General features: G+C 60.6%; 20 protein-coding genes. 17 read left to right on the forward strand and 3 right to left on the reverse strand.

Translation table 11 applies throughout. The features are described from left to right. Positions 1 to 105: 105 nt before the first annotated feature. From ABWQ00_RS05705 to ABWQ00_RS05720, 4 genes are read left to right on the forward strand one after another with little or no spacing between them, the layout of a single operon-like run. Complete coding sequence (locus ABWQ00_RS05705) at positions 106 to 876, forward strand: GntR family transcriptional regulator (protein ID WP_353237715.1); 771 nt, start codon at positions 106 to 108, stop codon at positions 874 to 876. 3 nt (positions 877 to 879) lie between these two features. Continuing rightward, the gene (locus ABWQ00_RS05710) at positions 880 to 1932 is read left to right on the forward strand and encodes a Rieske 2Fe-2S domain-containing protein (protein ID WP_353237716.1); all 1053 of its coding nucleotides are present in this window, start codon (positions 880 to 882) and stop codon (positions 1930 to 1932) included. Further along, positions 1929 to 2237, forward strand: coding sequence for a 2Fe-2S iron-sulfur cluster-binding protein (locus ABWQ00_RS05715; RefSeq protein ID WP_353237717.1), 309 nt, complete (start codon positions 1929 to 1931; stop codon positions 2235 to 2237). Before ABWQ00_RS05710 ends, ABWQ00_RS05715 begins: the two co-directional genes overlap by 4 nt. A gap of 36 nt (positions 2238 to 2273) precedes the next feature. After that, the gene (locus ABWQ00_RS05720) at positions 2274 to 3224 is read left to right on the forward strand and encodes an AEC family transporter (protein WP_353237718.1); all 951 of its coding nucleotides are present in this window, start codon (positions 2274 to 2276) and stop codon (positions 3222 to 3224) included. Between the two features lie 12 nt (positions 3225 to 3236). Here ABWQ00_RS05720 and ABWQ00_RS05725 read toward each other — a convergent pair whose 3' ends face one another. After that, entirely contained in the window at positions 3237 to 4148 is a 912-nt protein-coding gene (locus ABWQ00_RS05725; RefSeq protein WP_353237719.1) for a LysR substrate-binding domain-containing protein, read from the reverse strand. A 172-nt stretch (positions 4149 to 4320) separates the two neighbouring features. On the opposite strand from ABWQ00_RS05725, the gene ABWQ00_RS05730 reads away from it, so the two are divergent. From ABWQ00_RS05730 to ABWQ00_RS05780, 11 genes are all read left to right on the forward strand, one after another. Beyond that, positions 4321 to 5349, forward strand: a complete 1029-nt coding sequence (locus ABWQ00_RS05730; RefSeq protein WP_353237772.1) for an amidohydrolase family protein — start codon at positions 4321 to 4323, stop codon at positions 5347 to 5349. A gap of 29 nt (positions 5350 to 5378) precedes the next feature. Beyond that, a complete protein-coding gene (gene ligK / locus ABWQ00_RS05735; RefSeq protein ID WP_353237720.1) occupies positions 5379 to 6062 on the forward strand; it encodes a 4-carboxy-4-hydroxy-2-oxoadipate aldolase/oxaloacetate decarboxylase in 684 nt (227 codons plus the stop codon). Positions 6063 to 6133: 71 nt separating this feature from the next. Beyond that, on the forward strand, positions 6134 to 8500 hold the full coding sequence (locus tag ABWQ00_RS05740; RefSeq protein WP_353237721.1) for a penicillin acylase family protein: 2367 nt from the start codon (positions 6134 to 6136) through the stop codon (positions 8498 to 8500). A gap of 74 nt (positions 8501 to 8574) precedes the next feature. Continuing rightward, on the forward strand, positions 8575 to 9513 hold the full coding sequence (locus ABWQ00_RS05745) for an amidohydrolase family protein (protein WP_353237722.1): 939 nt from the start codon (positions 8575 to 8577) through the stop codon (positions 9511 to 9513). Between the two features lie 2 nt (positions 9514 to 9515). Continuing rightward, positions 9516 to 9953 carry a protocatechuate 4,5-dioxygenase subunit alpha gene (gene ligA / locus ABWQ00_RS05750; RefSeq protein ID WP_353237723.1) on the forward strand — a complete coding sequence of 146 codons (438 nt, stop codon included), beginning with the start codon at positions 9516 to 9518 and terminating at the stop codon, positions 9951 to 9953. Between the two features lie 62 nt (positions 9954 to 10015). Then, positions 10016 to 10894 carry a class III extradiol dioxygenase subunit beta gene (locus tag ABWQ00_RS05755; RefSeq protein WP_353237724.1) on the forward strand — a complete coding sequence of 293 codons (879 nt, stop codon included), beginning with the start codon at positions 10016 to 10018 and terminating at the stop codon, positions 10892 to 10894. A gap of 11 nt (positions 10895 to 10905) precedes the next feature. Then, complete coding sequence (locus tag ABWQ00_RS05760; RefSeq protein WP_353237725.1) at positions 10906 to 11859, forward strand: Gfo/Idh/MocA family oxidoreductase; 954 nt, start codon at positions 10906 to 10908, stop codon at positions 11857 to 11859. 2 nt (positions 11860 to 11861) lie between these two features. After that, on the forward strand, positions 11862 to 13040 hold the full coding sequence (locus ABWQ00_RS05765) for an MFS transporter (RefSeq protein ID WP_353237726.1): 1179 nt from the start codon (positions 11862 to 11864) through the stop codon (positions 13038 to 13040). A 54-nt stretch (positions 13041 to 13094) separates the two neighbouring features. Continuing rightward, entirely contained in the window at positions 13095 to 13928 is an 834-nt protein-coding gene (gene aroE / locus ABWQ00_RS05770) for a shikimate dehydrogenase (RefSeq protein WP_353237727.1), read from the forward strand. A 64-nt stretch (positions 13929 to 13992) separates the two neighbouring features. Then, entirely contained in the window at positions 13993 to 14385 is a 393-nt protein-coding gene (locus ABWQ00_RS05775) for a c-type cytochrome (RefSeq protein WP_353237728.1), read from the forward strand. A 173-nt stretch (positions 14386 to 14558) separates the two neighbouring features. After that, positions 14559 to 15791 (forward strand): DUF4382 domain-containing protein, encoded by a 1233-nt coding sequence (locus ABWQ00_RS05780; RefSeq protein ID WP_353237729.1) that lies wholly within the window; start codon positions 14559 to 14561, stop codon positions 15789 to 15791. A 53-nt stretch (positions 15792 to 15844) separates the two neighbouring features. Here ABWQ00_RS05780 and ABWQ00_RS05785 read toward each other — a convergent pair whose 3' ends face one another. Beyond that, the gene (locus ABWQ00_RS05785) at positions 15845 to 16726 is read right to left on the reverse strand and encodes an NAD(P)-dependent oxidoreductase (protein ID WP_353237730.1); all 882 of its coding nucleotides are present in this window, start codon (positions 16724 to 16726) and stop codon (positions 15845 to 15847) included. Between the two features lie 44 nt (positions 16727 to 16770). Continuing rightward, complete coding sequence (locus tag ABWQ00_RS05790) at positions 16771 to 17472, reverse strand: phosphatase PAP2 family protein (RefSeq protein WP_353237731.1); 702 nt, start codon at positions 17470 to 17472, stop codon at positions 16771 to 16773. Positions 17473 to 17706: 234 nt separating this feature from the next. On the opposite strand from ABWQ00_RS05790, the gene ABWQ00_RS05795 reads away from it, so the two are divergent. Together ABWQ00_RS05795 and ABWQ00_RS05800 are read left to right on the forward strand one after the other, a co-directional pair. Beyond that, the gene (locus tag ABWQ00_RS05795; RefSeq protein WP_353237732.1) at positions 17707 to 18384 is read left to right on the forward strand and encodes a response regulator; all 678 of its coding nucleotides are present in this window, start codon (positions 17707 to 17709) and stop codon (positions 18382 to 18384) included. Beyond that, positions 18384 to 19904 carry a histidine kinase dimerization/phospho-acceptor domain-containing protein gene (locus ABWQ00_RS05800; RefSeq protein ID WP_353237733.1) on the forward strand — a complete coding sequence of 507 codons (1521 nt, stop codon included), beginning with the start codon at positions 18384 to 18386 and terminating at the stop codon, positions 19902 to 19904. Before ABWQ00_RS05795 ends, ABWQ00_RS05800 begins: the two co-directional genes overlap by 1 nt. Positions 19905 to 19912: the final 8 nt, after the last annotated feature.

Below are 19912 nucleotides of genomic sequence, written 5' to 3' on the forward strand. Positions count from 1 at the left end.
CAAAATTGCTTTTTTTGATGGTTTTTATGCTCTTAACTAGGGTTTTCTGGCTTTTGTGTATACATTGTGGGCTTCACATCTGTTTCATCTGGTTTTTGGATTTGCATGCCCATTCCCGCCAACAAGACTGCGATCAGCCCCGGCGCTGAAGAAGGCAGTTCGCAAGCCGTCAAGGCCCAGCAACGCCTGCGCGAGCTGATTTTGGCGGGTACCTTGTCGGCGGGCACACGCATCACCGAGTTGGCGATGGTCGAACGCTTGGGCATGTCACGCACGCCAATCCGGACGGCCTTGATGCGTCTGGGTCAAGAGGGTTTGCTTTTGGCCTTGCCCTACGGTGGCTACGCGGTGCGCACTTTTTCGGAGCGGGAAGTTTCCGACGCCATCGAGCTGCGCGGCACGCTGGAAGGGCTGGCGGCGCGCTTGGCGGCCGAGCGCGGTGCCGCCCCCGCTTTGCTCAGCGAAGCGGGCCACTGCTTGGACCAAATTGACCACATCTTGCGACAAGAGGGTTTGGACGATGAGGCTTTTTCGGGCTATGTGCGCCTGAACGCGCAATTTCACCAATTGCTGCCAGCCATGGCCGACAGCAGCGTGTTGGCACGCGAAATCGAACGGGCTTGCAGTTGGCCGTTTGCCTCGCCCTCCGGTTTTGTGGGCGTGCAAGCCCACAAGCCGGGTGTTCGCGACACTTTGGTGGTGGCCCAACACCAGCACCGCCAAGTGCTGCAAGCCATTGCCCAGCGCGAGGCAGGGCGCGCCGAAGCCTTGGTGCGGGAGCACTCGCGCATCGCTCGCCAGCACCTGAGCCTGGCCCTCCAGCATCCACAGCACTCGGCCACGCCCGGTGTTCAACTCATTCGTCAAAAGGGGTAAAGCATGTTCATCAAAAACACCTGGTACGTGGCTTGCACCGAGGCCGAACTTGAGGCCAAGGGCATCCAGCCTCTGGGGCGCACCATTTGCAACGAAAAAATGGTCTTTTTCAAAGGCCCGGACGGCCGAGTTGCCGCTGTGGAAGATTTTTGCCCTCACCGCGGCGCGCCTTTGTCGCTGGGCAAGGTGTGCGATGGCAAGTTGGTGTGTGGCTACCACGGCCTGGAGATGGGCTGCGAAGGCAAAACCGTGCACATGCCCGGACAGCGCGTGCGCGGTTTCCCGGCCATCAAAGCTTATGCCGTGACCCAGCGCTACGGCTTTGTCTGGGTCTGGCCCGGCGACCCCTCCAAGGCCGATGAATCAAAGATGCCGGTGTTCGAGTTTTTTGACAACCCGGCATGGGCTTATGGCGGCGGGCTGTACCACGTCAAGGCCGATTACCGCCTGATGATCGACAACCTGATGGACCTGACCCACGAGACCTATGTGCACGCCAACAGCATTGGCCAGCCCGAGATCGACGAGACACCTTGCGAGACCAAGGTGGAGGGCGACCAGGTCATCTTGCAGCGACACATGCCAGGCATTCAGGCCCCGCCGTTTTGGCAAATGGCCATGAGCGCCAACGGGCTGGACCCAAAGGCCAAGGTCGACCGCTGGCAAATTTGCCGCTTCACACCACCGACCCACATCATGATCGACGTGGGCGTGGCGCTGGCGGGCAAAGGCGGCTTTGACGCCGCGCCCGAGCACAAGGCCTACAGCGTGGTGGTGGACTTCATCACGCCCGAGACCGAAACCTCGCATTGGTACCACTGGGGCATGGCACGCCAGTTCAAGCCGCACGATGCTGAACTGACCGACAAGATCCGTGCGGGGCAGGGCGGCATCTTCCACGAAGACATGCAAATGCTGCAATTGCAACAAGCCAACATCAGCCAGTGGCCTGACCGCAAACTTCTGATGCTCAACATCGACTCAGGCGGTGTGCAGTCGCGCCGCATCATCGACCGCTTGCTGGCCGAAGAAAACAACACAGGAGTGACCGCATGAGCGCCCCAGATTTGAGCCAGACCCCGATCGCTGCCGATGGCACGTTTGAAGTGCAGTTGCAAAAAAGCGGGCAGACCCTGCAAGTCGGCAAAGACCAGTCGATTTTGAAAGTGCTGCAAGACGCGGGGCACGACGTGCCGTTTTCTTGTTCAGAAGGCATTTGCGGCACTTGCTTGACCAAAGTGGTCGCGGGCACGCCTGACCACTGGGACATGTACCTGACCCCCGAAGAACAGGCCAAGGGCGATGTCATCATGGTGTGCTGCTCACGCAGCCAAACAGCGCGCCTGGTGCTGGACTTGTGAGGGCTTGACGGGCATGGCGTCTGAAAGCGCAGGTCGATGACGGCTTTGCTGGACATCCTGAGCATCACCGTCCCCATTTATCTGGTGATTGCGCTGGGCTATGTCTGCACACGGCAGGGTTTGTTTGCCAAGGCCGATCTTCAGGTGTTTGGGCGCTTCACGCTGCAGCTGGCTTTGCCTGCGCTGCTGTTCAACGCACTGTCGCAGCGCAGCGTGGCCGAGATCCTGAACCTGAACTATTTGCTCGCTTATGCGCTGGGGTCTTTGGTGATGGTGAGCCTGGGCCTCTGGTGGGCAAGGCGGGTGTTGGGCCAGAGCCTGAGTTACAGCAGCATGGTGGCCATGGGCATGTCTTGCCCGAACAGTGGCTTTGTGGGTTACCCCATCATTTTGTTGTCGTTTGGCCCCGTGGCCGGGGTGGCTCTCGCACTCAACATGGTGGTCGAGAATTTTCTGTTGTTGCCCTTGCTTTTGGCCATTGCCGATGCCCAAGGGCGGCCAGGTCAGTGGAAAACCGTGCTGCGCCAGACTTTGCAAAGCGTGCTCAAAAATCCCATGGTTTGGGGCGTGGTGGCCGGTTTTGCGTTTTCGCTGTCGGGTCTGCAAATGCCCGCACCTGTCGGGCGCACCATCGATTTGTTTGCGCAGTCCAGTGCAGTGTTGGCGCTGTTTGTGATTGGCGGCTCCTTGGTAGGCTTGCAGGCGCAGGGCTTGCAAGCGACCGTGCTGCCCATTGCGCTGGGCAAGCTGGTGTTGCACCCGCTGGCCATGTGGGCGGTGCTGGCGTGGCTGGTGCCCATTGAAGACCCGGCATTGCGGGCCGCTGCCTTGCTCACCGGGGCCATGCCCATCCTGGGCATCTTCACCATCTTGAACCAGCGCCACGGCCACGGTACCGTGAGCGCTGCTGCTTTGTTGGTGACCACGGTGCTGTCGTTCTTCACGCTCAGTGCGTTGTTGTGGCTGTTGAAGCTCCAGCCTGTGTGATCGCGAATGGCTTCAAGGCGGGCTGAGCCATTGCACGGCCAACTCGGTCAGCAAGGCCAGCGCGGCCTGCTGCGTCAAAGTGCTGGGGCGTTGCGCGCTGATGGCCGTGGTCAGCTGGATGTGCAGGGCTGGTTGCTTCAAAGGCCGGACTGAGAACGCCGAAGGCCGCACCGAGCGCATCACGGCGTTGCGCGGCAGGATGGCGTAACCCGCACCGTCGGCCACCAAGTCCAAGATGGCGCTCACGCCATCGATTTCCAGCGCAATGATGGGGCGTGAGCCGATGGCCGCCATTTCTGATTCGACATGCATGCGGATGGCATTGGGGCGTGTGGGAATCACCAGCGGCAAATGGGCCACGTCTTTCAGGGCGATGGGCGGGGGTGGTGGGTCTTCTTGCAGACCCGGTGGTCTTGCTTGGACCAGCAGCAATTCTTCTTGCACCAGCGGGGTGTGCTCAATGCCCGCCACCAGGCTGGGGTTGTAGAGCACAGCGATGTCCAGGCGGCCGTTTTGCAGGTTTTCCTGCATGGCGCTCGACAGGCCTTCGCTGATGGACAGTTGCGCTTCGGGCATCCTGGTGCGAAAAGCCCGGGTCAAAGGCACCGTCAGCACCCGCGCCACGCTGGGCGGCAGGCCCAAAGCCACGCGCCCCGTCAGGCCCGTGCGCACCCTGCCCAGTTCTTCTCGCGCCCGCTCGACCTGGTGCAGGATGCCCCGGCCGTGTTCCAGCAGCAGCAGCCCGGCTTGGGTGGGGGTGGCACCGCGCCCGTTGCGCACCAGCAGGTTTTGCCGCAGCTCGACTTCGAGCAGGCGCACCTGGCGGCTGAGCGCGGGCTGGGCGATGTTCAGGGCCTGAGCCGCCCGGGTGAAGCTGCCCAGTTCGGCCACGCGCACAAAATATTCGAGCTGTTTGAGGTCCATGGGAATCTGGGGGGGCTTTAGGTCGATCTTATTTTGTCATATCTAAGTACTGGTTATGCCCATATGTTCTAGCTGGTAGATGTGCCGGGGGCTGGGCGTTGTCGGGGTGAACCTGCACAATCTGCGTCAACCCTTTGCCCCATCAGGATTGCCCATGAGCCAAACCAAACCCTTGATCATCGACGTGCACGGCCACTACACCACCGCCCCCAAGGCACTGGAAGACTGGCGCAACAGGCAAATTGCCGGCATCAAAGACCCCAGCGTCAGCCCCAAAGTGTCTGAGCTGAAAATCAGCGACGACGAGTTGCGCGAGAGCATCGAGACCAACCAGCTGGCCAAGATGAAAGAGCGCGGCTCGGACATCACCATCTTCAGCCCCCGCGCCAGCTTCATGGCCCACCACATTGGCGACTTCAATGTCTCGTCCACTTGGGCCGCGATTTGCAATGAGCTGTGCTACCGCGTGAGCCAACTCTTCCCCGACCACTTCGTGCCTGCGGCCATGCTGCCCCAGTCTCCCGGTGTGGACCCGGCCACTTGCATTCCTGAACTGGTCAAGTGCGTCGAGCAATACGGCAACGTCGGCATCAACCTGAACCCCGACCCCTCGGGCGGCCACTGGACTTCGCCACCGCTGTCCGACAAAGCCTGGTACCCGATTTACGAAAAGATGGTGGAGTACGACATACCCGCCATGATCCACGTGAGCACCAGCTGCAACAGCTGCTTTCACACCACGGGCGCGCACTACCTGAACGCCGATACCACCGCTTTCATGCAGTGCCTGACCAGCGATCTGTTCAAGGACTTCCCGACACTCAAGTTTTTGATTCCGCACGGCGGCGGTGCGGTGCCTTACCACTGGGGCCGTTTCCGTGGCTTGGCGCAAGAACTCAAAAAGCCTTTGCTGACCGAGCATCTGCTCAACAACATCTTCTTTGACACCTGCGTGTACCACCAGCCCGGCATCGATCTGCTGACCAAGGTGATCCCGGTCAAGAACATCTTGTTTGCGTCCGAAATGATCGGCGCGGTGCGCGGCATCGATCCCGAAACTGGCCACTACTTTGACGACACCAAGCGCTATGTGCAAGCCACGGCCAACCTGAACGACCAAGAGCGTTACATGGTCTACGAAGGCAACGCCCGCCGCGTGTTCAAGCGGCTGGACGATCAGTTGACCGCCAAAGGTCTGTGAGCCATTGATTCGAAATTCAGGAGAAAACCATGTACGAACTCGGCGTTGTTTACCGCAACATCACCCGCGCAGACCGCGCAGCTGCTGACGGCCTGGGCGCCCTCGGCTCGGCCACGGTGCACGAGGCCATGGGCCGTGTGGGCCTCATGAAGCCTTACATGCGCCCCATCTACCCCGGTGCGCAAGTGTCGGGCACGGCCGTCACGGTGCTGCTGCACCCCGGTGACAACTGGATGATGCATGTGGTGGCCGAGCAAATTCAGCCCGGTGACATCGTGGTCGCGGCCATCACGGCCGATTGCACCGACGGTTACTTTGGTGACCTGCTGGCCACGTCCTTTCAGGCCCGTGGCGCACGCGCTTTGGTCATCGACGCCGGTGTGCGCGATGTGAAGGAGCTGCAGAAGATGAATTTTCCAGCTTGGAGCAAAGCCATCAGCAGCAAGGGTTGCATCAAGTCCACCATCGGCTCGGTCAACATTCCGGTGGTGTGCGCGGGCATGATCGTCCACCCCGGTGACGTGATCGTGGCCGACGACGACGGTGTGGTGTGTGTGCCCCAGGCACTGGCCGCCAAAACGCTGGCGGCTGCGCAAGCGCGTGAAGCCAACGAAGGCGAAAAACGCGCCAAGCTGGCCTCGGGCGTGCTGGGTCTGGACATGTACAAGATGCGCGAGCCTTTGGCGGCGGCGGGTCTGAAGTACATCGATTAAGAGATCACTGGGAAGCTGTGTGTCATTCGGCGCGATAACCATCCCAAGCGCCATAGCCTGAGGAGAATCCATTGAATAAGAAGCCCCTGTTTTTGCTTGCAGCCACGGTGGTGGCGATTGTTGGCCTGTCGGCTTGTACGAACCTGCCTTTGCGTGGTGCTGGATTTGCACCAACTTCTGACAATGTGCAGATTGTGCGGACGACGCATGGAATCCCGCACGTCACTGCCGCGAACATGGAAATGCTGTCTTATGGCATCGCCTACGCGCATGCGCAAGACAATGTGTGCTTGAGCGCTGACATGATGGCGACTGTCCGGGGTCAACGTTCGCAGCATTTTGGTCCAAGCGCCACAGGCGTGCTGGGGGTTCGAACCTTACCCAACGCGGCCATTGACGCCTTTGTGCAGGCGCACATGGACGATGCCAAGCTCAAGGCAGTCTGGGATCGGTCCAGTGACAACAACCGTGCGATGGCGCGTGGTTATGTGGCCGGTTTCAATCGCTTTCTTCAAGATCAAGCAGGCAAGCTTCCAGCCGAGTGCAATGGCAAGCCTTGGGTCACGCCGATGACGCTGTCGGACATTTATCGCGCCACCGAGGCCATTCAAGTGCAAGCGGGTGCAGGCGCCTTGGCCGATGCGATTGCCGCAGCAGCGCCACCGGCACGCACTGCGCAAGCAGCTCCTTTACCCAAACCTTCAGACGACACTTTGCTGGCCTATGCACAGGGTGCGCGGGATCAATTGCGCGAGGCAGGCCTGCTCGACTCTCCCCTCGGATCAAACGCTTGGGCTTTCGGAAAGCAGACCACTGCCAATGGGCGGGGCATGCTGATGGGTAACCCACACTACCCCTGGGTGGGCCCAAGTCGTTTTTATCAAATGCACCTGACGATTCCAGGTCAGTTGGACGTCATGGGCGCTGCGCTCGGCTGGACGGCCGCCGTTCAAATTGGTTTCAATAAAGACCTGGCTTGGTCACACACCGTGTCGACCGGCAAGCGCTTTACTCTGCACGAATTGAAGCTGGCGCCAGGCAAGCCGACGACTTATGTGATCGACGGCAAAGAGGAGCCCATGGTGGCCAAGAAGGTCATGGTGGGTGGGCGGGAGCAAACGATTTGGAGCAGCCGCTTTGGCCCGGTCTTGGTGATGCCCCGAGCAGGTTTGAATTGGACCGCAGAACGAGCCTACGCGATTCAATACGCCAACGCGGGCAGCGTCCGCTCAACGGACATGTACCTCCAATTTGCGAAAGCCCGCAATGTGGCCGAGATGCGCAGCGCCATGAATTTGATGGGCACGCCCTTCGTCAACACCATTGCTGCAGACCGGGCGGGCGACGCGATGTTTGCAGATGTCAGTGGTGTGCCGGATCTCGAGTTGGCCGATTTGCAACGCTGTGCGCCCAGCCGTCCGGCAGCAGCTTTGTTGACCGCCGCCAACTTGGTGGTGCTGGATGGGTCTCGCAGCGAGTGCAACTGGAAGCGCGACAGCGCATCGCCTGTGCCGGGCCTGATTGCGCCTTCGCGCATGCCTGTGCTTGTGCGCCAAGATTGGGTGCACAACAGCAACGACAGCTTTTTTTATACCCACCCAGAACACAAATGGGGACCTGTCTCCGTCATGGTGGGCGACGATGTTGTTCGGCGTTCGCGTACGCGTTCAGAGCTGATTGAAATTCCAGAAATGCTCGGAAAAGGCAAGATCAGTCTCGCCGGCATGCAAGCCCAGTTGTTTGAAAACCGCAATTTGCTGGCCCGCATGGTGCTTCCGGATTTGTTGGCAGCCTGTGGGCAAGCGCCGACTGCAGAGGCCAGAGAAGGCTGTGCTGCGCTCAAGCTTTTTCATGATGCGGGAATGCTCAACAATGCCGATGCCAAAGGGGCGCCTCTGTTCCGTGAGTTTTGGCGTGCTGCCAGTCAGATCCCCAATGTGTACCGCGAGCCCTTTGACAAAGCGCGGGTCCTTGCCACCCCTGCTGGCCTGCGCATGAGCGATGCGGCCACCGCAACCCGTGTCTGGGGCGCCTTGGACGCAGCAGTGAAAAAGATGCGCGATGCGGGCTTTGCCTTGGACACGCCATTGGGGCAAGTTCAGCGGGTTGTTTTTTCCAATGAAAACATTCCATTGCATGGCGGAGATGACATTGAAGGTGTGCTGAACAATGTGGGTGATCGCGCCCGACCCGGTTTGAGCAAAGACGGGATTCGCATCGATTACGGCACCAGCTATGTTCAAACCGTGACGTTTGACGATCGTGGTCCCGTTGCTCAAGCTCTGTTGACCTACGGGCAGAGCACCCATGCGGGTTCGCCCCACCAAACCGATCAGTTGAGGATGTACGCCGAAAAGCGCTGGCCTCAATTGCCTTTTCACCCGGAAGACATCGATCGGCAACGCATCGGTCAACCACTGATTCTGCGCAAACCTTGAATTCATTGTCCGCTGATGCTATGGCATCAGCCGATGTGTGATGGGGTCTGCATAAGCCATGAACAAGGATAGAGATGAGTAAACCGACCACTGGTGACTTCACCAAAACCCCTGGCTGGATGGACTGGTACACCGGCCCATCCAAGCCCACATTCCAATTGCCCGCAGGCGCGGTCGATGCGCACTGCCACGTGTTTGGCCCGGGTGCTGAATTTCCTTACGCACCCGAGCGCAAATACACACCGTGTGATGCCAGCAAGCAGCAGCTTTTTGCATTGCGTGACCACCTGGGTTTTGCGCGCAATGTGATCGTGCAGGCCACTTGCCACGGCGCGGACAACCGCGCCATGGTGGACGCGTGCCTGAGCAGTGGTGGCAAAGCGCGCGGCGTGGCCACCGTCAAGCGCAGCGTCACCGACGAGGAAATTCAGGCCATGCACGATGCCGGTGTGCGGGGCGTGCGTTTCAACTTCGTCAAACGCTTGGTGGACTTCACGCCCAAGGACGAGCTGATGGAGATCGCGGGCCGCATCCAGAAATGGGGCTGGCATGTGGTCATTTATTTCGAGGCCGTTGACCTGCCTGAGTTGTGGGATTTCTTCACCTCGCTGCCCACCACCGTGGTGGTGGACCACATGGGCCGCCCCGCTGTGTCGCTGCCGGTAGACGGCCCGCAGTTTGCGCTGTTCCAGAAGTTCATGCGCGAACACACCAATGTGTGGAGCAAAGTGTCTTGCCCCGAGCGCTTGTCTGTGACTGGCCCCAAGGCTTTGAATGGCGAGCAAAACGCATACGCCGACGTGATCCCCTTTGCCAAGCGCATCGTGGAGGAGTTTCCCGACCGCGTGCTTTGGGGCACCGATTGGCCGCACCCCAACTTGAAAGACCACATGCCCGATGATGGGCTCTTGGTTGACTTCATCCCGCACATTGCGCCCACGGCCGAGTTGCAAAAGAAACTGCTGGTGGACAACCCGATGCGCCTGTATTGGCCAGAAGAAGTGAAAGGCTGAACATGGCACTCGAAAAGCCCTACAAAGACGTGCCCGGCACGATCATCTTTGACGCCGAGCAATCGCGCAAAGGCTATTGGCTCAACCAGTTTTGCATGTCGCTGATGAAGGCCGAAAATCGCGAGCGCTTCAAGGCTGACGAGCGCGCTTACCTGAACGAGTGGCCAATGACCGAAGAGCAAAAGCAGGCCGTGTTGGCGCGAGACCTGAACTGGTGCATGCGCACGGGCGGCAACATTTATTTCCTCGCCAAAATCGGCGCGACCGACGGCAAGAGCTTCCAGCAGATGGCCGGCTCCATGACCGGCATGACCGAAGAGGAATACCGCAACATGATGATTGCAGGCGGTCGCAGCGTGGAAGGCAACCGCTACATCGGCGAAAACGGCAGCGCCCAAGCCCACAACCAGCCGCAAGGCGCAGCGGGCCAAAAACCTTAATGGGGTCTGACCCCAATTCTTTTAATTGGGGTCAGATCCCAATTGTTTTGAGAGAACAAGACATGGCCAAAATCACCGCATCCGTCTACACCTCGCATGTGCCCGCCATTGGCGCAGCCATGGACCTGGGCAAGACAAAGGAAGACTATTGGAAGCCCGTGTTCGCGGGCTACGACTTCTCCAAGCAGTGGATGAAGGACAACAAGCCGGACGTGATCATCTTGGTGTTCAACGACCATGCCACGGCTTTCAGTTCTGACCTGATTCCCACCTTTGCCATCGGCACCGCTGCCGAGTACCAACCCGCCGACGAAGGCTGGGGACCGCGCCCGGTGCCTGTGGTCAAAGGTCACCCCGAACTGGCCTCGCACATCGCCCAATCGGTCATTCAGCAAGACTTTGACCTGACCATCGTCAACAAGATGGACGTGGACCACGGCCTCACCGTTCCCCTGTCGCTGATGTGCGGCGAAAAAGACCCGGTGAAAGGCGCCTGGCCTTGCCCCGTGATCCCGTTGGCCGTGAATGTGGTGCAGTACCCCGTGCCCAGCGGCCAGCGCTGCTTCAATTTGGGTCAGGCTATCCGCAAGGCGGTGGAGAGCTACGACGAAGACCTCAACGTGCACATCTGGGGCACAGGCGGCATGAGCCATCAGTTGCAGGGCGCGCGTGCGGGCCTCATCAACCGTGAGTGGGACAACGCCTGGCTCGACCAGTTGATCAAGGATCCGGCGGCCTGTGCGGCCACGCCGCACATCAATTACGTGCGCGAAGCGGGCAGCGAAGGTATCGAATTGGTCATGTGGCTGATCGCCCGGGGTGCCATGGCCGATGTCAACGATGGCAAAGCCACAGGCCCGTCGCCCACTGTCAAGCACCGCTTCTACCATGTGCCCGCCAGCAATACGGCGGTGGGCCACCTTATTCTGGAAAACGTTTGAGAGGAAAAAACATGAGCAAAACCACCAAAGTCGCCCTTGCAGGCGCAGGTGCCTTCGGCATCAAACACCTGGACGGCATCCAAAACATCGACGGCGTGGAGGTCGTCTCGCTGATCGGCCGCGAGTTCGCCAAAACCAAAGAGGTGGCAGACAGGTACGGCATTGGGCACGTCACCACCGACCTGAACGAGTCGCTGGCCTTGAAAGAAGTCGACGCCGTGATTTTGTGCACGCCCACGCAAATGCACGCCAGCCAGACCTTGGCGTGCCTGAAGGCAGGCAAGCATGTGCAGGTGGAAATTCCGCTGTGCGACGTTTACAAAGAAGGCCAAGAAGTCCTGCGTGTGCAAAAGGAAACCGGCCTGGTGGCCATGGTGGGCCACACCCGGCGCTTCAACCCCAGCCACCAGTGGGTGAACCACAAGATCAAGGCTGGCGAGTTCAACATCCAGCAAATGGATGTGCAGACTTATTTCTTTCGCCGCACCAACATGAATGCGTTGGGCCAGGCCCGCAGCTGGACCGACCACCTGCTGTGGCACCATGCCGCGCACACGGTGGACCTGTTCGCCTACCAGTGCGGCAGCCCCATCGTCAAAGCCAACGCGGTGCAAGGCCCGATCCACCCCACTTTGGGCATCGCCATGGACATGAGCATCCAGCTCAAAGCCGCCAACGGCGCGATCTGCACGCTGAGCCTCAGTTTCAACAACGACGGCCCGTTGGGCACCTACTTTCGCTACATCGGCGACACCGGCACCTATCTGGCGCGTTACGACGACTTGTTTACGGGCAAGGAAGAAAAGATCGACGTCTCCAAAGTGGATGTGTCGATGAACGGCATCGAGCTGCAAGACCGCGAATTCTTTGCCGCGATCCGTGAGGGCCGCGAGCCCAATTCGAGCATCGCGCAGGTCTTGCCTTGCTACCAGGTCTTGCACGATCTGGAGCAGCAATTGGCCTGAGCATGACCACACTGACGCCTGCGCAAGAACGCCAGCACCTGCAATTGTTGGGGCTGGCGGGCTTTGCCAGCATGGCGTCGATGCGCATCTGCGACCCGATGCTGGTGGTGCTCAGCGAGGAGTTCCAAGTCAGCACCGGCGACGCTTCGGCCGTGGTGTCGGCTTACGCCGTGGTTTACGGCCTTTCTCAATTGATTTACGGCCCCATGGGGGAGCGCTTTGGCAAACTGCGTGTGGTATCGCTGGCGGTTTTGGCTTGTGCGCTGTTCAGTGCCATCACGGCCTTGTCGGTCAGCTTGCCCATGTTGGTCATCATGCGCGGTTTCATGGGGGCAGCGGCAGCAGGGGTGATTCCTCTGTCCATGGCTTGGGTGGGAGACCGCGTGCCTTATGAACGGCGTCAGGAAACTTTGGCCAAACTCATGAGTGCCACGGTGATCGGCATGATGGGTGGCTTGTGGTTTGGCGGTTTCACCGCCGACACCCTGGGCTGGCGCGGTGCCTTTGTGGTCTTGGCCATCTTGTTCGCGATGGCAGCTGGGCTGCTGCTCAAGCTGCTGCGGGGTCAGGCCTTGCGCGTGTCAGCGGATGCGCCGGGTGTGTGGGCCTCTTTTCGCACCACCGGGCAGTTGTTGGCCATGCCGCGTGTGCGTTGGGTGCTGGGTGTCACGGCGTCTGAGGGCGCCTTGGTGTTTGGCACCATGGCTTTCATGCCCACGCACTTACACCAGCACTATGGCTTGAGTGTGGTGGCCGCAGGCTCGGTGATGATGCTGTACGGCGTGGGCGGTTTGCTCTACAGCCAAATGGCGCGGCCTTGGTTGGCCTGGTTGGGTGAGCGCGGCTTGGTCAAAACAGGGGCTGGTTTGGTAGCCTCGGGCATGCTTTTACTGGCGTGGGGTACTTTGCCCTGGATGGGCATGTTGGCCTGCGGCATGGCAGGGCTGGGCTTTTACATGCTGCACAACACCTTGCAAGTGCAAGCCACCCAAATGGCGCCAGCCGCTCGGGGCACTGCCGTCACTTTGTTTGCCAGTTCGCTGTTTTTTGGCCAGTCCACCGGGGTGCTGCTCATGGCGCAAAGCGTCGACATGGGCTGGCTGGCCTATGCCTTCAGCGCCGCCGCTGTCGGTGTGGTGGTCTTGGGGGTGGTGGTGTTTCGCCTGGTGGGGCGACACTGATGGCTGCCCTTTCAAGCGATAAGATCACCGCCTGATTGGCCAGGAACTTCCCGCATGACAGACCGCTACGCCGTGATCGGCAACCCCATCGAGCAAAGCAAGTCGCCGCTCATCCACAGTACTTTTGCGCAGGTCACGGGGCAAGACATCGACTACGGCAAGTTACTGGGCCCCTTGGGCGAATTTGCGGCCACGGTGGACGCGTTTCGCGCCAGTGGCGGGCGGGGCATGAACGTGACCGCGCCTTTCAAACTGGACGCTTTTGCTTACGCCACCCACCTCGCGCCCAGCGCGCAGATGGCCGGTGCTGTGAACGCCATGAAGTTCGAGGGCGACCAGGTCTTTGCGGAAAACTTTGACGGGGTTGGGCTGGTGCGTGATCTGGTGCACAACCTGCAATGCCCGCTGCAAGGGCGGCGTGTGTTGGTTTTGGGAGCGGGTGGTGCCACGCGAGGCGCTTTGCTGCCGCTCTTGGCAGAGCAGCCTGCTGAACTCGTGATCGTCAACCGCACCGTGGCCAAGGCGCTAGAGCTGGCGGCGCTCGCGCAGCAGCACCAGTCGGGCCAAGTGCCAGTGCAGGGGCTGGGCTATGCCGACTTGCAGGGGCAGATGTTTGACGTGGTGCTCAACGCCAGCTCATCCAGCCTCACGGCCGAGTTGCCGCCCTTGCCCGCCAGCGTGTTTGCGCCAGGCTGCTTGGCTTACGACCTGACCTATGGCAAAGGCCTGACGCCTTTTTTGAAGCTGGCGCAGCAAGCGGGCGTGACCCACCTGGCCGATGGCGTGGGCATGTTGGCCGAGCAAGCGGCCGAGGCCTTCGCCTGGTGGCGGGGCGTGCGCCCTGATACGGCAGAGGTCATCGCGCAGCTGACGGTCCCTCTGACCTGAGGCCTTTTCAAAATCTGGTGTTTGGTGGTGGCCCAGCTGGGCCTTGGCATGAAAGAAGGAATCCATGAATAAATTGGCGCTTTGTTGGATGGTGGGCATGACGGTGGCCACAGTGCCTGCCTGGGCCTCGGGCGAGGGCACTTACAAAGCTGTTTGTGCCAGTTGCCACGGGCAGGCTTTTCCCAAGGCGCCGCAATTGGGCAACAAAGCCCAATGGGCGCCGCTGATTCGTGAAGGTCAAGTCACCCTCACCGCACATGGTTATGTGGGCATTCGGGGCATGCCCGCCAAAGGCGGGCAACCTGACCTGACGCTGGAGGCCTTCGCCGAAGCCGTGAACCACATGGTCAACCAGTCCGGCGGCAACTGGAAAACCCCGGATGCCAAAACTTTGCAGGCCATGCAGGCCGAAGTGGCCAAGCGCCAAAAATCCAAAGCCGCCAAGGCAGGCGGATAAAGCGCCGCCACCGCCTTGGCCCCTCAAGGGCTTGGTCGCAGGACCTGCTGAACTTCCTCCCATACCCTTGGGTCTATATCCACCGATCGACCCCAAACACACCTTTGGTGGGATGGCCCAAGGGCCTGAAACGCAAGACGATGCAGGACATTGTTTTGAATCAGGAACACACCATGGGCATGCAGCAGAAGTTTCGAAGTCTCCAACCCTGGGTCTGGTCAGGTCTGGCCCTGGCCACCGCGGGTTTGGTGGCCTGCGGTGGCAGCGGCGGCGGTGGCGGCACACCCACTGGCACACTCAATCTGGCCATGACCGATGCACCGGCCTGCGGCTATGACCATGTGTATGTCACGGTGAACAAAATCCGTGTGCACCAAAGCGCGGCGGCCGATGGCACCGAGCTGCTGGGCTGGCGCGAGTTGAGCATCCCCACCCAGCGCATCGATTTGCTGTCGCTCACCAACGGCGTGTTGCAAGAGCTGGGCAGCATGCCCTTGCCTGCGGGCAACTACCAGCAACTGCGGCTGGTGCTGGCCGACAACCCGGCCAGCACCAACCCGGCCAACCCTTTGGCCAACGCGCTGGTGCTCTCGGGCAGCAACATCGAAATCCCTTTGACCACGCCCAGCGCACAGCAAAGCGGCTTCAAGCTGCAAGCGCGTTTTGATGTGCAAAGCGGGCAGGTGGCCGACATGGTGCTGGACTTTGATGCGTGCCGCTCCATCGTCAAGGCCGGTGCTTCCGGGCGTTACAACCTCAAGCCCGTGGTGTCGGTCATCCCGCGGCTGACCACGGCCATCGAAGGTTTTGTGGACCCTGCTGTGGCATCCGGCGTGGTGGTGTCTACACGCGATCCGAACAACAATGTGCGTGCCACCGTGCCCAACCCCGTCACGGGCAAATTCACCTTGGCGTATTTGCCCGAGAACACCAGCTACACCGTGGTGGTAGCCGGGCAAAACCTGACCACAGCAGCCATCACCAACGTGCCGGTGTCTTTGGCTGTGGGCGTGACCAGGCTCAACACGGCTCAAACCCCGATCGTGCCCAGCGCCTCGGCCATGGCCACGGTCGCGGGTGTGGTCAGCAATGGCAGCAGTGCGCTGCTCACCGATGCGCGGGTCTCGGCCAGCCAGACGCTCAGCACGGGCCAGTCTGTGCAGGTGGCATCCATGGGCGTGGACCCTGTCACGGCCGAGTACACGCTGGCCTTGCCCTTGGCTGCTGCCGTCAAGGCGCCTTATGTGTCGGGATCGCCCTTGGTGTTCACCACCGACAGCATGGTGGCTGGACGCTACAACATCAATGGAACGGCCACGGGCTACACCTCGCAAAGCACCACCCCTGTGCTGGACTTGGGGTTGGCGGGCAGCACCACCGTCAAGGACTTGGTGTTGGTGCCATAAAGCAGGGCGATTTGTGGGGTTAGACCGCTTGGGATGGCTGACCTGACCTGGCCTCAGTGCCGCTGCCGCTTGGCCAACAGCGTGACCAACTCGGGCACCAGGGCTTGCGGGTCGCCTTCATGGCAAGCCGTTTGCAGCGTGTTTTTGATGGCCTCGGCCACCGTGCGCTCGGCCTGCGTGTCGCTGGCCATCTGGTGGTAGTAACTCAGGTCCTTGAGCGCATTGCTCATGCTGAAGCGCAGGCCCGAGGTGTCGTCCGCCGTCAGCATGGGTTTCAGGCGATCCAGCGCCGCGCCCCATCCACCGCCTTTGGACAGCACTTCCACAAAGGTGTGGGCGTCCACCCCTGCCCGTTGGGCGCAAGCCGCGGCCTCGGCCAGCAGCGTCACGGTGCCCAGCGACACGTAGTTGTGCAAGAGCTTCATGCGGTGGCCCGAGCCAATCGGGCCGGTGTGCACGATGTTCTCGGCAAAGCAAGCGAGGATGGGTTTGCAGCGTTCAAACAAAGCCGCGTCGCCACCCACCAGCAGGTTCAGGCGACCTTCGGCGGCTTCCTTGGGGGTGCGCGTCATGGGCGAATCGAGAAACTGACCGCCTTGGGCGATCACCAGAGCTGCGACTTTTTCAGTCGAAGCGGGCACGGCGGTGGAGCAGTCGATGACGATGGTGCCGGGCCGCAGGCCCTTCAAGACGCCGTCCTCACCCAGCAGCACCGCCTCGACCTGGGGTGTGCCGGTGACGCACAAGATGATCACATCCGATTGCGCCGCCAAGGCTTGGGGTGTGGTGCAGGTGCGCGCGCCTGAGGCCAGCAGGGCGTCCAGCGGCTGGTTGCCGGGGTGCTCCAGCACCGTCAGGCTTTGCCCGTGCTTGAGCAAGTTGCTGGCGATGCCGTGGCCCATCATGCCGATGCCGATCATGCCGATGGTGGTCATGTTGTCTCCAGTTTTATCCAGTCGATGACTGTAGCTAAGCAGGTTCAAGTCGGGAGTCTCGGGTTTGACTGCTTGAGACGTCGGAAAACTTGGTGATTGGCCCAAGCCGTTGCGGCGCAAATCAAGGCCGTCCAAGCGGTGTGGCTGGGGTAATGGGCACCACGCAGGGTTTGTGCCGCCCCTAAAAAAAGCCCCATCAGCACAATGGCTCCCAGCCAGATCCAGCCCTTGCGCTGCTCTTGGGCTTGCTCAGATGCCAGCCACGGCAAGCTCATGGCCACAAAGGCCATCGCACTGGAGGCGTGCCCACCCGGAAAGCAATGCCCACCGCCACCATCGCTGGTGCCCCATGACCAGTGCGAGATGTAGGTGGCAACACCACCAAAGGATTGCAGTTCCCACGGGCAACTGGTCAAGCTGATGCGTTTCAAGCTGGAGATCAACAACAAACTCAAGCTGATGCCGATGACGATCTCCAGCCTTTGCAGACGAGGCACCTGACGCCACGGGCCCCAAGGTGAGACCGCCATCCAGAGCAAACCGATGTAAACCACCACAGCCAAGCGTTTGGCACCTTCATGCAAGACGGTGCTCAGCCACCAATGGTCGCGCAAGGCAAAGCCTTGTGCATCTCCCAGCCAAGCCATCACGCGCAAGTCTGCCCCGTAGGCATCCCAGCCCAATGTCAGCCCCAAACAAACGACCCAGATCCACAAGCCCAAGGGCCTCGATCGAGAGGGGGTCAACGTTTCATGCCTTTGTGTATGGAGAAGGGGTGGAAAGCTGTCGAGACCCTTTGCGGGCGATGGACTTGGGAGATGCATGGCGGTTTGAACGGTCGAAAAAGAGGCTTGATTCCATTAAAAGTCGATCGGATTAAGCCTGCCTTAAGTGGGACCTGTCAGCCTGTGGTCATGAACACAACTCCTGACACAATCACCACTCACCAACAACATGTGCATTTCCAAGAAAGCCAAGCCATGCGGGTTTTGATTGTGGAAGACGATGTGGGCATTGCCACCGGCTTGGCCGCCAGCTTGAAAGCCAATGGCTACGCGGTGGATGTGACCCCCACGCTGGCCTTGGCCACGGCAGCGGTGCGTGTGGAGCCTTTTGATCTGGTGCTGCTCGACTTGAACCTGCCAGACGGTGATGGATTGGCTTGGCTGAGGCAAGAGCGCCGCGCTGGCAGTGCGACCCCCGTGCTGATCATGACCGCCCGCGATGCCTTGCCCGACCGTGTGGCCGGGTTGGACGAAGGCGCGGACGACTACGTGGTCAAGCCTTTTGAGCCCGAGGAGCTTTTGGCCAGGATGCGTGCGGCCCTGCGCCGCAGCGAAGGCCGCGCATCCCCTTTGCTGCGCCATGGCGATTTGGTGCTGGATCCGGCGGCCCACAGCGTCCTGAAAAATGGTGAACCTGTCGCGCTGCGCGCCAAAGAATATGCCCTGCTGTTGGCGCTGCTGCGGGGCAGTGGGCAGGTGCTTTCGCGCCAAAGGCTGGAGCAAGCGCTCTATGGTTTTGACGAGGTGCTGGACAGCAACGCCTTGGAGGTGCACATGCACCACCTGCGCCGCAAGTTGGGCGATGGCCTGGTCAAGACGGTGCGCGGTGTCGGCTATTTTGTGCCCAACCCGGACACACAAGGGGGGGCTTGATGGCGCATCCGACAGCTCAGCCAGGCCGCACCGGGACCGTGCAAGCCCGATCCCTGTGGCGGTATTTGTGGGCTTGGGCTTTGGGGGCGGTGGTGGCTCTGTGGCTGTTGTTGGCGGGTTTGTCTTATTCCACCGGGCATCTCGAAGCGGAAGAAATCAGCGACGGTCTGCTGGTCTCCACCGCCCAGATGTTGTTGGCGCAGCCTTGGTCAGATTCGGCGCTGGTGCCAGTTGGGTCGCCGTCGCTATCTGAGCCTAAACCACAGCCCACAGAGCTGCCAGCTGGCCTGCACGGACACACCGACAAAGCTTACGTCCCAGACCTTCACGTCTTGATGTGGCAGGACGATCGTTTGGTGTGGGACTCGCATGGCATGCAGGCCCAATGGCCATCGCCACTGGTTTTGGGGCACCAAACCCTGTATCTGACTGAGCAAGGGCAGACACAGGAATGGCGCGTCTATGTGGCTGAATCGAGGGCAGGCAAAGTGTCCCCCCCAAGTGCAAACGCCCAAGCCGACAGGCCCGTCGTGCGGCGTGTGGCGGTGTTTTTAGACCCGTCGCGGCGCGAAGCACTGGCAGCAGACATCGCCGAACACATCTTGCTGCCAGCCTTGTTGTTTTTGCCCATGGTGGCCTTGGTCTTGGCTTCGGCCATGCGGCGCGGCTTGCTGCCCTTGAAGCATTTGTCCAGCAAAATTTCAGCTTTGGATGTCGACGCGGGCCAAACCCTGATGCCACTGCAGCCCTTTCAAGAGTTGGGCGTCACGGTGCAGGCCATCAACCACTTGGTGCAACGCTTGCAAGAGGAGATTGCGCGCGAGCGGCGTTTTGCAGCCGATGTGGCGCACGAACTGCGCACGCCTTTGACGGCTTTGGTGCTGCAGGCTCGCTTGGCCCGCGATGCCGCTTTGCCATCCGAGCAGGCTCAGGCACTTCAAGCGGTCGAGCAGGGCGCCCTCCAAGCGGGGCGCATTTTGTCCCAGCTCTTGGATTTGGCTCGCGCGCACAGCTTGAGTGAGGAACAGTCAGAGCCGGTCGATCTGTGCGCCTTGGCGCAAGGCGTGGTGGCCGAACACGTGGCCTTGGCCCATGCTTTGGGGCAAGACATCGCACTAGAGGCACCTGCCCATGCTTTGACGGTCAGCGGTCAGTCCACCTTGTTGGCCTTGGCCTTGCGCAATTTGGTGGACAACGCTTTGCGACACAACCCGTCGGGAACCTATGTCGAAGTGCGCATTGCACAAGATGGGCAAGGGCAGGTGCGCCTGTCGGTCAGTGACGATGGCAGCGATGTGGTCAGCGATGTGGTCAGCGATGGGGCCATGTTGGGGACGCCAGCCAGCGCCCCGATGGCAGGCCATGCACCCCAAGCTGGCTTGGGGATTGGCTTGACCTTGGTGGAGCGCATTGCACAAAGCCAGGGTGCGCAGTTCATTCGCGATACAGGCACCCCACCCTTTGGCAAACGATTTGCCTTGGTTTGGCCTGCTGTGACGAACCGAACCGACAGGACTTAATGTTGAGA

Origin of the sequence: Limnohabitans sp. (assembly GCF_040400975.1) — a bacterium.
Lineage (GTDB): Bacteria > Pseudomonadota > Gammaproteobacteria > Burkholderiales > Burkholderiaceae_C > Limnohabitans_A.

Bases quoted from the DNA above. Each gene is read 5' to 3' on its own strand.
- ABWQ00_RS05800 (WP_353237733.1), top strand. From the start codon at position 18,384: ATGGCGCATCCGACAGCTCAGCCAGGCCGCACCGGGACCGTGCAAGCC.
- ABWQ00_RS05775 (WP_353237728.1), top strand. From the start codon at position 13,993: ATGAATAAATTGGCGCTTTGTTGGATGGTGGGCATGACGGTGGCCACA.
- ABWQ00_RS05780 (WP_353237729.1), top strand. From the start codon at position 14,559: ATGGGCATGCAGCAGAAGTTTCGAAGTCTCCAACCCTGGGTCTGGTCA.
- ligA (WP_353237723.1), top strand. From the start codon at position 9,516: ATGGCACTCGAAAAGCCCTACAAAGACGTGCCCGGCACGATCATCTTT.
- ABWQ00_RS05720 (WP_353237718.1), top strand. From the start codon at position 2,274: ATGACGGCTTTGCTGGACATCCTGAGCATCACCGTCCCCATTTATCTG.
- ABWQ00_RS05710 (WP_353237716.1), top strand. From the start codon at position 880: ATGTTCATCAAAAACACCTGGTACGTGGCTTGCACCGAGGCCGAACTT.
- ABWQ00_RS05795 (WP_353237732.1), top strand. From the start codon at position 17,707: ATGCGGGTTTTGATTGTGGAAGACGATGTGGGCATTGCCACCGGCTTG.
- ABWQ00_RS05765 (WP_353237726.1), top strand. From the start codon at position 11,862: ATGACCACACTGACGCCTGCGCAAGAACGCCAGCACCTGCAATTGTTG.
- ABWQ00_RS05715 (WP_353237717.1), top strand. From the start codon at position 1,929: ATGAGCGCCCCAGATTTGAGCCAGACCCCGATCGCTGCCGATGGCACG.
- ABWQ00_RS05725 (WP_353237719.1), bottom strand. From the start codon at position 4,148: ATGGACCTCAAACAGCTCGAATATTTTGTGCGCGTGGCCGAACTGGGC.
- ABWQ00_RS05705 (WP_353237715.1), top strand. From the start codon at position 106: ATGCCCATTCCCGCCAACAAGACTGCGATCAGCCCCGGCGCTGAAGAA.
- ligK (WP_353237720.1), top strand. From the start codon at position 5,379: ATGTACGAACTCGGCGTTGTTTACCGCAACATCACCCGCGCAGACCGC.
- ABWQ00_RS05785 (WP_353237730.1), bottom strand. From the start codon at position 16,726: ATGACCACCATCGGCATGATCGGCATCGGCATGATGGGCCACGGCATC.
- aroE (WP_353237727.1), top strand. From the start codon at position 13,095: ATGACAGACCGCTACGCCGTGATCGGCAACCCCATCGAGCAAAGCAAG.
- ABWQ00_RS05755 (WP_353237724.1), top strand. From the start codon at position 10,016: ATGGCCAAAATCACCGCATCCGTCTACACCTCGCATGTGCCCGCCATT.
- ABWQ00_RS05745 (WP_353237722.1), top strand. From the start codon at position 8,575: ATGAGTAAACCGACCACTGGTGACTTCACCAAAACCCCTGGCTGGATG.
- ABWQ00_RS05760 (WP_353237725.1), top strand. From the start codon at position 10,906: ATGAGCAAAACCACCAAAGTCGCCCTTGCAGGCGCAGGTGCCTTCGGC.